Origin of the sequence: Leptolyngbya sp. FACHB-60 (genome assembly GCF_014695775.1) — a bacterium.
Lineage (GTDB): Bacteria > Cyanobacteriota > Cyanobacteriia > Phormidesmidales > Phormidesmidaceae > Nodosilinea.
The window spans coordinates 17,326-27,908 of sequence record NZ_JACJOX010000078.1 but is presented as its reverse complement, the minus strand read 5'-3'; the positions used below and the strand labels follow the sequence as shown (position 1 = coordinate 27,908).

Genomic DNA, 10,583 nt, shown 5'->3' with positions numbered 1-10,583 from the left:
AAGGATTATGAACTGCACACCGAAAATGCCGAAGCTATGGTTTATGGAGCGTTCATCCGTCTCATGCTGCGTCGCCTGGTGGCTTAAGATTTACTTTGCAAATTAGCTCTGATAGGCATTCCAGACTTTGCGCGGATCGAGAAGGATAATTTCACCTTACGAAAGACCCTTAAACCCAATATTGGAGCGAGTTCCTCCTTGTTCGGAGGTGATTTGGTAGCCGCTACAGCAGTACATCCGCACCCCTATTGCTGGGAGCGCACCTACGCCATAATTGAAGTTACAAGCACATCAACTACGACTTAATCTCTTCGGAGAAGCCTAGGCCTCTCGTCCGACAGCATCAGGGCGAGTAGCTACCAGGGCCAGAAAGCACGGCTGTCATCCGACAGCCAAACTAACCCTTATTTCACACGACTCAGAGGCCAAAGCATGAGTCGCGGCGCTATTGAGATATTCAGTTTTCCAGGTTCAAAGCTTTGGGCCTATTGTAGTGCAGACTTTAGTACTAAAATACTACTGTCTGGAATCATAGGCTGCGATCGCAACTGCCTTTGCCATCTCCCCAACATTTTGCTGCCAGGGCTGTTTAACAGCCTCTATAGCCATTCCGTTCTGTGCAGCTTTGCTCGCAATTTGATCTAGCAGCCTGCCGTAGCTCCATTTGTGGATGCTACTTTTGTACTGCTTGGCATAGCGTTTCTGGCCTTCTACCGAGCCTGGGGCCTTTTACTCGGCTTTCGCCTCAATTTCGGCTTGTAAGATCTCACGAATATTGTCTAACTTTGGAACGGCAACGCTGCCAGCTCCGTACTGCTGAGCTATGACCACCACTGCCTTCGCTAGCAGTCGATCTACATGCTCTCCCAGGTTAGAGGTGCCAAACTGGTTGTTCTTGCCCTGGCGTTGGGCTTTGTGGCGGGCATGGGATTGTTTACCTTGTTCTCGCCGTTGCCGAAGAAATAGGGCATAGTCTTTGCCAAGAAGTTGTTTGAGACTGCGGTAAGCCAGTACCTCTTGGGTCTGAGCGTTCCAAACAGCTAGAGTCAGGGGATTATCCCAGCCCAGGCTCAGGCCAACGATGATGTGGGGGTTGCCTTGGTAGCGAGGTTGGCTGGGTCGGTCAAAGGGGCTGTTGAGCTTCTCTAGGGTAGAGGTGAGCCGTTTGGCATAATCTCGCTGGGTATCAGACAAGCTGCTCTTCTTGCTAAGTTGGGTGAGCACCTCAGCGGTCTCTGCGGCTTTCTCCTGGCGCACGTCCTCGGTCTCTTTTTCGCTCCAGAGGCGTGTATCGATAGTACAGGAGAGGGTGAGGTAATAGGTATCCCAAGGACGACATTTGTGATCACTCTCTTTCCAAGAGATACAGGCGGAGCGCAGGGTGAAGAGAGCGCTAGAGTGCTGTCTTTTGCTGGCCCGTTTAGTTGTTTGATCCTCTAAAAATCTCTGAAACCAAGGAAGTTGCCGCTGGTCGCAGTAAATCTGAAAGGTGTGCTCACTAAGACCCTTGAAGTGCACACAGAGACGACCAGCCTGGTTACAAGACCAGACCAAGTCTTCGTTGGTTTCAAACAGGATAGGAAAGGGGATGGTGCGAGGCTGGGCTAGCGGCTTGTCTTGCCACTGCTTGTGCTCACGGTTGTCCCTGGGCACGGTGGTAGTGGCGGTTAGCAGGGTCGAGAGCCAGGCTTGCCCAGTTAGGTCGCGGCCTTTGGGAATGCGGGCTTCGAGTTGATCTTGAAGGCGCTGCACCTGGATTTCGGATTTGCGACAGCGATGGGCAAATTTTTCAAGCTCTTCAGGTTTATCAGGAAGTTGGCCACCGTTTTTGAGTAAGTAAGCAGTGGCACAGCAGATTAGGGCTTGTTTGGCACCATCGTGCTTTTTGAAGAGTTGCGCCCGGATTAAGTCTTTTGCTGATTTGACGGGGCTGCCTTTCTTATCTATCTCAACATTTTTTTCAATCTGAGCCAGAATTTGAGCGGCTTTTTTCTGAATGGCTTCTAAATCCTGGCCGCACATCTCAATTAGCTCCTCATCACTTTTGAGGATGGTGAGCCACATTCGCTTGCCAGATATTTGGCGCTTTAGACGACTTTGAATCGTAAACTAGGACTTAAATATGTAATTGACGGCTTTCTCAACAGAAGCATAGAACCGAGAGGGCTGGTCGGAGAAAGGGGCTTCGTTTTTCAGGCTTTTGCAAAGCTTGGTGACCACATCAGCGGGATGCCTACCCTTGAGTCGCCAAGCCTCAAAATCCTCATGATTAACAACGGCTTGAATGAGGGCGTTGATTAAGGGCGTATTTTTCTCTGCGGCCAGCATCCAGAGGTATTGCCGGGTTGTGGGTGAAGCGACAAGGCGGCACTGGATTGTTTTTTGAGCCATGAGCTTTCGCCGCTACAAAATAGTGCAAATGTATCATTTGCTGCCCGCTAACTCAAGCCCTATTTAGTCATTGAAGTAACCGCTATGCCTACTTGATAGTTAGGAAGAATCGGAAGGGGCTAGGGCTCATCTGGCTCGTAGATGATGAAGTCTCCTGATTGCCAGCCGTAGGCCCGGCAAATTTTTTCGAGCACATCACCTGTAGGAATGTAGCCAGAGTCATCACACAACCGATCAGCGGTTGCTCGACTAATCCCAGTGTCTTGCCAAAAACGATACCGAATAATGTTTTGCTGGTCAATTAGGCTCTTGATGAGGGTTTTGTGCCCATCCCATCATATTTCACGTGCCCTTGCCGCTGCCCCAATCTGAGGTCATACCACCGGTCTCCGTAGGAGCATAGCCGTAGGTGTCGTGCTTATCTATTCCCTACTCAGAGTTTAGGAATGAATTCGGGCACACCCCACCTTTGTATGACCGAATAAAAGTCTTTTCTTGACAAAGTTTAATCTGAAAACTGATTCTCTCGTTGAGCATTGAAGCAATTGTCTGCCTAACTTAGAAATCTTCTCGACGAAAGCTTATTGAGAGCTAAAGTATTCTGGAATACACATTACTCTGATTCTGTAATAGAATTGTTCCTTGTTATGGATTGAATTATTTCAATTTTTTGGAATTCCATTGAAACCGATATAATTGGTGGCATAGCTTGTGACATAGTATCCTTTGAGAGGGCGTTCTATGATTGCTTTATCTGGAATTGCCATCCACAAGAAAATTTACGAAAGCCCAAATTCCTTGGTGTACCGAGGGATTAGGATGCAAGATGAGCGGGCGATCATCGTCAAAATGCTCAAGCAGGATTATCCCTCTCCTCAAGAATTAACGCGTTACCGACAGGAATATGAAATTACCCGCTCTCTCAATCTGGAGGGAGTGGTCAAGGCATATAGCCAGCAGGACTATCACCGTACGCTTGCTATTCTTTTAGAAGACTTTGGTGGTGAGTCCCTAGAGCAATGGATGAGGCAGCAATCAAGTTTCTGCCCTATGCACTTATCTACATTTCTGCATCTTGCTATCGATATCACAAATATTTTAGGGAAAATTCACGCGGCTGGGATTGTTCATAAAGACATCAATCCTAACAACATCGTCCTCAATCTGGATGCTGGCGTTATCAAAATCATTGACTTTGGTATTGCTACCCGATTTAATCGCACGAATCCGATGTTCAAAAGTCTCCATGCGTTGGAGGGCACTCTTGCTTACCTTTCTCCCGAGCAAACTGGGCGTATGAACCGTTTGCTGGACTACCGAACCGATTTTTACTCGCTCGGTGTGACGTTCTACGAGCTTTTAACTGGACAGTTGCCGTTTACAACAACAGACATTCTAGAAATAGTCCATTGTCACATTGCCAAACAACCTGTTTCCCCATGTGAGTTAAACGTAGCAATTCCTAAAGCTATTTCAGACATCATTACAAAACTGATGGCGAAGAATGCCGAAGATCGCTATCAGAATGCTTGGGGTATCAAAGCAGATTTAGAAATCTGCCTTCGCCAGCTTACAGAAACAGGACAAATTGACGACATTCAACTGGGGCTGCAAGATGTGTCGGAACAGCTTGGCATCCCCCAAAAATTGTATGGACGAGAAACAGAAATTGCAGCGCTATTGGCAACATTTGAGAAAATAGCAAGGAATGAAGAAGAACTCCCTAATCCCTCATTTGGCACGATGATGTTGGTTTCTGGCTACTCAGGTGTTGGCAAATCAGCACTCGTGCAAGAGCTTTACAAATCGATTACTGCCAGACACGGTTATTTTGTCTCTGGTAAGTTTGACCAGTTTCAGCGAAATATTCCCTACAGTGCGATCGCCCATGCCTTACAACAATTGGTGCAACAATTGCTGGGTGAACCGACTGAGCAACTGCAGCAGTGGCGATCGCGCCTTCTTACTGCTTTAGGAAGCAGTGGACAACTTATCGTTGATGTGATTCCTGAAGTAGAACTGATTATTGGCAAGCAGTCACCCGTAGCAGACGTTGGAGTAACAGAAGCTCAAAACCGCTTCAATCGAGTTTTTCAGCAGTTCATTCGAGTGTTTTGTTCTAAAGAACATCCGCTAGTTGTCTTCTTAGATGATTTGCAGTGGGTTGACTCAGCCACGCTGAAGCTAATCGAACTAATGCTGCTCGACGAGCAAACCCAATTCCTATTCTTGATAGGAGCATATCGAAACAACGAAGTGGTTTCAACTCATCCACTTGTGTTGACCCTAGAGAAGTTGCGACAACAAGGGGCAGTGCTTCAAGAAATTGTTCTAGCACCTCTAACCCTTGAGCCGTTAGCTCAGCTGGTCGCTGAGACACTACATCAGGATGCCGATAGCGTTCGCCCCTTGGCTAAATTAGTGTTGCGTAAAACTGAGGGCAACCCCTTTTTTATTGGTGAATTCTTGAGACTGCTGCACAGTGAAAATCTTTTGAGCTTTGATGCAGAGTGCCTAAGCTGGCAGTGGAACATTAATCAAATTCAAGCTCTAAACATCACCGATAATGTGGCGGAGTTAATACTAAGCAAGTTGCGGAAACTGCCGGAAGCGACACAGCAGATACTTCAACTGGCCGCCTGCATTGGGGCTGAATTTGATCTAGAAATATTAGCGATCGTGTGTGAACAATCGCCTCAAATAGTTTTCCGTAACTTATTAACAGCGATACACGCTGGACTCATTCAACCACTCTCTGCATTAGATGAGAACTTATTAGTTCAAGAGTATAAATTCTTGCACGATCGCGTTCAGCAAGCTGCCTACACCTTAATTGATGAGTCTCAAAAACAAGCAATTCATCTCCAAATTGGTCGCAATCTGCTTGAGAAAACGTTATCCGAAGAACTATCAGAGCGCCTATTTGAGATTGTGGATCATCTCAATCATGGACTTGAGCTGGTTACTGATCAATCTGAACGAGATGAGATTGCCAGATTAAATTTAACCGCAGGGCAGAAAGCAAAAGGGGCGATCGCCTATAGCGTGGCGAAAAACTATTTAAACACAAGTATGGTATGGCTAACAGCTTCTAGCTGGAAAACGAACTATGATATGACCCTGGCGGTATACACAGAAACCACAGAAGTTGCATTTTTGTGTGGTGAGTTTGAGCAGATGGAATGTTGGGCAGGAATTGTTCTGCAACAAGCTAAAACAATTCTTGACACTATAAACATCTACGAAGTCAAAATTCAAACCGATATGGTGCAGAACCAACCCCTGAAAGCAATAAATACTGCATTTCAAGTTTTGCAGCAATTGGGAATCAGTTTTTCTGAGAAGACAAGTCAATCGGAAATTCAACTTGAACTAGATAGGATCACATCTCTCTTTAACGGTGAACCCATCGGAGACTTAATCCATTTGCCGCGAATGACTGAGCCAGACAAATTGGCAGCAATGCGAATTCTATCTAGTATAACGATCGCTGCATATCTTGCTGCTCCCGATCTGTTGTCCCTACTGGCATCTAAACAGGTCAACTTGTCCATTAATTATGGCAATGCTTCTGTGTCCCCCTTTGCCTATGCCAATTTAGGATTTGTTTTTTGTGGAATGGTTGGAAACATCGAGATTGGTTATCAGTTTGGACAGCTTGCTCTCAGGCTTTTGTCACAACTGGATACCCATTCACTTAAAGCTAGAATATTGCTGACTGTAAATGACTTCATCATCCACTGGAAAGAACATCTTAGAGAAATAGCGAAGCCATTGCGAGAAGGCTATCAAAGTGGGTTAGAAACCGGAGATTTAGAGTATGCCTCCTATTGCGCTCACACTTATTGCTTCCAAGCCTTTATTGTTGGCAGGCAACTCGTGGAGATTGAACGCGAGATGAGGACATACAGTGAAGCAATCCGGCAAATTAAACAGAAAATGTCACTAATCTGGCTTCGATTACTTCAGCAGTCTGTCTTGAATTTGATCGGATGCTCACAGAGTCCAACCCGTTTGGTTGGTGAAGCCTATAATGAGGAAAATGAACTGCCACAGCAGGAAAAACTTGAAGGCGTAATCCTGGTAATAAATTTCCTTAAACTTTTCCTATGCTATTTATTTTCTGAATACACTCAGGCAGTTGAAAGCTCAACTAGAGCAGAAAGTCAACTAGGCGCATTGAAAGGCGCACCCCTTGAGCCTTTCTACTACCTCTATGATTCTCTGGCAAGACTTGTAACCTATCCCCGAAGCAGCGATCAAACTCAGGCAGAAATCCTCAACAAAGTTGCGGTTAATCAGGAAAAAATGGAACATTGGGCAGATCACGCGCCCATGAATTTCCTGCATAAATATCATCTGGTTGAGGCAGAAAAAGCGCGAGTGTTGGGGCAGTGGCTGGAGGCAGAAAAATTTTACGAACAAGCGATTCAAGGAGCCAGGGAAAACGAATATGTTCAGGAAGAGGCGTTAGCCTACGAATTAGCTGCTAAACATTATCTAGCGCGAGGTCTGGAAAAGTTTGCCCAGCTCTACATGAAAGAAGCTCACTACTGTTATAAACGTTGGGGAGCAACGGCAAAGATCAAAGACTTAGAAACTCGTTATCCACAGTTCTTTTCTCAGTTGTCAGACACGGCTTATACACCAACCCGTGCTACTTCTGAAACTACCTATAACACCTCACATACTGCTCTCGATTTAGCGACGGTGATGAAAGCAGCTCAAGCAATTTCGAGTGAAATTGAACTGGATCAGTTGCTTCATTCCTTAATGCAGATTTTGATTGAAAATGCTGGTGCACAGACCGGGTGTCTGCTTTTGGAAAACTCAGGCGCATGGACGATCGAAGCAGCGTGTGAACTCAACGATGGTGAACAGGTCTACGCTACACGAGTGCTGCAATCGATTCCAATTACAAATCGCTTACCAGAATCCATTATTCATTATGTGATCCGAACTAATGAATCTGTGATTCTGAATCATGCAACTCGTGAAGGTAATTTCATCAATGATCCCTACATTCAGCAGAACCAAATTCAATCACTGCTCTGTTTGCCGCTGCTGAATCAAAGTAAGCTGGTTGGCGTGTTGTATCTGGGAAATCAATTAGCGGCTGGAGCTTTTACACCGGAGCGATTGCAAGTTCTGAATTTACTCTCCACTCAGGCCGCGATCGCGATCGAAAACGCCAAACTCTACTCAAAGCTACGCACTAGCGAAAGTCAGATGGCTCAATTTCTAGAAGCAGTTCCAGTAGGAATTAGCGTCGTGGATGCGGAGGGTCGTCCTTACTACTTCAACCAGCAGGCAACTCAGCTCTTGGGCAAAGGTGCTGTTCCTTCTGCAACACTTGATCAGCTTGTAGAAATTTATCAAGGTTATTTAGCGGGAACAAGTCAAAAATATCCTACTGAGAAACTAGCGCTGTTCCGCGCACTGGGAGGTGAACGCACAAGAACAGATGATTTGGAGATTCATCGAGACAACACTGTTATACCCGTTGAGGTATGGGGAACGCCAGTCTTTGACGAACAGGGCAATGTAGTTTATGCGATCGCCGCCTTTCAAGACATTACAGAGCGCAAACAAACCGAGCAACTACTAACCGATTACAACCGCACCTTAGAGCAACAGGTTGCAGAACGAACAGCAGCGTTGCAGGAAAGTGAAGCTGCACTGCGCCACCGGGAACAGGAATTACGACTGATCACTGATGCTCTCCCCGTTTGTATCAGCTACGTGGATGCTAATCAACGCTATTGCTTTGTTAACCACACCTACGAGGACTGGTTTAGCTGTAATCGAGATCAGATTCTGGGTAAGCATGTACGTGAAATCTTGGGTGACAGAGCTTATCAAGTAGTTGAACCGTATATCAATCAGGTGTTTGAAGGGCAAACTGCAACTCTGGAAGTAGAAATGCCTTTGCAATCTGGAAAAAGATATATTAGCGCGACCTTGATTCCCCATATTGATGGTAATGCTCAAGTCAAAGGATTCTATGCTCTAAACACAGACATTAGCCATCACAAAAAAGCAGAAGAAGTGTTGCGCCAGTCCGAAGCTCAGTTTCGGGAACAGTCCATCCTCTCCGCTTTTCGCGCTGATGTGGACAATGCCCTTGCTCAAAGTGATAGTTTGCCCCTGATGCTGCAACGCTGTACTGAAGCCGTTGTTCAGCACTTTACTGCTGCATTCGCTCGTATTTGGACGCTAGATAAAGACAAGAATTTTTTGGAGTTACAAGCCAGTGCAGGGATGTATACCCGTCTTGACGGTACCCACAGTCGAGTTTCCATAGGTAACTTCAAAGTTGGACGAATTGCTCAGGACCGCTGTCCTTTATTGACCAACAATGTGTTTTATGAACCCTCCATTGATCAAGAATGGGCAGAACGAGAAGGCATGGTGGCATTTGCGGGCTATCCCATCTTGCTGGATGAGCAGCTTGTTGGCGTGATTGCAATGTTTACTCGACACTCCATTCCGTTGTCCAACTTTGAGGCGTTGGAGTTTGCGGCTCGCGAGATTGCATTAGGGATTAGACGCAAACAGGCAGAAGTAGCGTTGCAAGCCTCTGAAGCAGAACTTCGTGCGCTCTTTTCAGCCATGCCCGATCCTCTCTTGGAGGTAGATGCAGAAGGGCGTGTTTTGAGAGCGAACCTCATCGAGTCAGAAAAATCATATAAACCGATTGACGAACAGGTAGGCCGAACATTACATGAAATTTTTGAGCAATCGCAAGCCGATACATTTCTTGGCTATATTCGGCAAGCATTGACCACTCAGCAACCTCTAACGGTTGAGTATAGCTTGATGATGGGAGAGTGGAAAACTTGGTTTGCAACTCGCATTTCACCCATCTCAGAACATTCTGTCATTTGGCTAGCAAGAGATATCACGGATCGCAAACGTGCCGAAGAAGCCTCAATTTTAGAAGAACGTAACCGGATGGCGCGAGAAATTCATGATACGCTGGCGCAAGCCTTTACGGGGATTCTGGTTCATATGGGAACCGTTTCTCGATTGGTGATCACTAACCCTGACGCAATTCAAACCCATATTAATACGGTACGAGATTTGGCTCGCAGCGGGCTGACAGAAGCTCGACGGTCGGTTGCGGCACTCCGTCCCCAATCGCTAGAAGATGGCAATCTCTGGACAGCGCTAGAACGATTTGTAGCCGCTCTGCAATCTTCAACCGAAACCAGCTTAATTTGTGAGGTTATCGGCACACCTTATGTACTGCCTGCTGAAACTGAAAACAATCTTTTAAGAATTGCACAGGAAGCTTTTACAAACGCTGTCAGGTATGCAAACGCAACCGAAATTCGGATTGAGTTAATTTATGAGTTGACGCAATGCTTCTTGCAAATTAGAGACAACGGACAAGGATTTGAAGTCAATCATACGCTCCTAAATCATGGATTTGGCTTAGTGGGGATGACCGAGCGAGCGGAACGCATTGGGGCACAACTCTCGATCGAGAGCCGACTGGGGCAGGGAACCGAAGTGATTGTATCTGTAAATCGAGAGGCATCAGTATGAGCCAGCCTACAGCGATCCGTGTTTTGATCGTTGATGATCACACCATTGTCCGGCAAGGACTAGCCGCGATGATTGAAAACGAGCCGGATATGACGGTGGTTGGTCAAGCAGGCAATGGACAGGAAGCGATCGCCCTATATCGACAACTCCAACCTGATGTCACCTTGATGGACTTGCAAATGCCCCAGATGAGTGGTGCTGATGCGACTTTAGCAATCTGTGCTGAATTTGCCCATGCTCACATTGTCATACTGACCACGTACGACGGCGACGAGGATATTTATCGAGCGTTACGTGCTGGAGCCAAGGGCTATTTGCTCAAGGATGCTGAACCGGATGCTCTGCTTAGCGCTATCCAGATCGTTCATAGTGGGCAACAATATATCCCTTCTGAAGTTGCTGCCAAGTTGGTGCAACGGATGAACATTCCAGAATTGAGCGATCGCGAACGAGAGGTTGTTTGTCAGATGGCGCTTGGCCTGAGTAACCACAGTATTGGTGTGGCTTTGAATATTACCGAAAGTACGGTTAAGTTCCACATCAACCGAATTTTGAGCAAATTAGGTGTGAGCGATCGCACACAAGCGGTGATTACAGCATTGAAACGAGGACTCGCCAAGTTGTGATCGCGATGAGAACCG

The 10,583-nt window shown here is 46.4% G+C and carries 5 protein-coding genes; 2 read left to right on the top strand and 3 right to left on the bottom strand.

Annotation, left to right across the window (positions count from 1 at the left end):
* Positions 1-729: 729 nt before the first annotated feature.
* From cas12k to H6F57_RS28515, 3 genes are all read right to left on the bottom strand, one after another.
* Positions 730-2,103, bottom strand: coding sequence for a type V CRISPR-associated protein Cas12k (gene cas12k / locus H6F57_RS26570; RefSeq protein ID WP_313933704.1), 1,374 nt, complete (start codon positions 2,101-2,103; stop codon positions 730-732).
* A 6-nt stretch (positions 2,104-2,109) separates the two neighbouring features.
* Positions 2,110-2,391, bottom strand: a complete 282-nt coding sequence (locus tag H6F57_RS27250) for a hypothetical protein (RefSeq protein WP_199294940.1) — start codon at positions 2,389-2,391, stop codon at positions 2,110-2,112.
* A gap of 119 nt (positions 2,392-2,510) precedes the next feature.
* Positions 2,511-2,693, bottom strand: coding sequence for a helix-turn-helix transcriptional regulator (locus H6F57_RS28515; RefSeq protein ID WP_313933703.1), 183 nt, complete (start codon positions 2,691-2,693; stop codon positions 2,511-2,513).
* Between the two features lie 439 nt (positions 2,694-3,132).
* Here H6F57_RS28515 and H6F57_RS26560 point away from each other — a divergent pair, with 439 nt between their 5' ends.
* Both H6F57_RS26560 and H6F57_RS26550 read left to right on the top strand, forming a co-directional pair.
* The gene (locus H6F57_RS26560; protein ID WP_199290055.1) at positions 3,133-9,942 is read left to right on the top strand and encodes an AAA family ATPase; all 6,810 of its coding nucleotides are present in this window, start codon (positions 3,133-3,135) and stop codon (positions 9,940-9,942) included.
* Positions 9,939-10,568, top strand: coding sequence for a response regulator transcription factor (locus tag H6F57_RS26550; protein ID WP_190507667.1), 630 nt, complete (start codon positions 9,939-9,941; stop codon positions 10,566-10,568). Before H6F57_RS26560 ends, H6F57_RS26550 begins: the two co-directional genes overlap by 4 nt.
* Positions 10,569-10,583: the final 15 nt, after the last annotated feature.

What these genes read in the sequence shown, in the direction of transcription:
- H6F57_RS27250 (WP_199294940.1), bottom strand. Translation starts at nt 2,391, where the DNA reads ATGGCTCAAAAAACAATCCAGTGCCGCCTTGTCGCTTCACCCACAACC.
- H6F57_RS26560 (WP_199290055.1), top strand. Translation starts at nt 3,133, where the DNA reads ATGATTGCTTTATCTGGAATTGCCATCCACAAGAAAATTTACGAAAGC.
- H6F57_RS26550 (WP_190507667.1), top strand. Translation starts at nt 9,939, where the DNA reads ATGAGCCAGCCTACAGCGATCCGTGTTTTGATCGTTGATGATCACACC.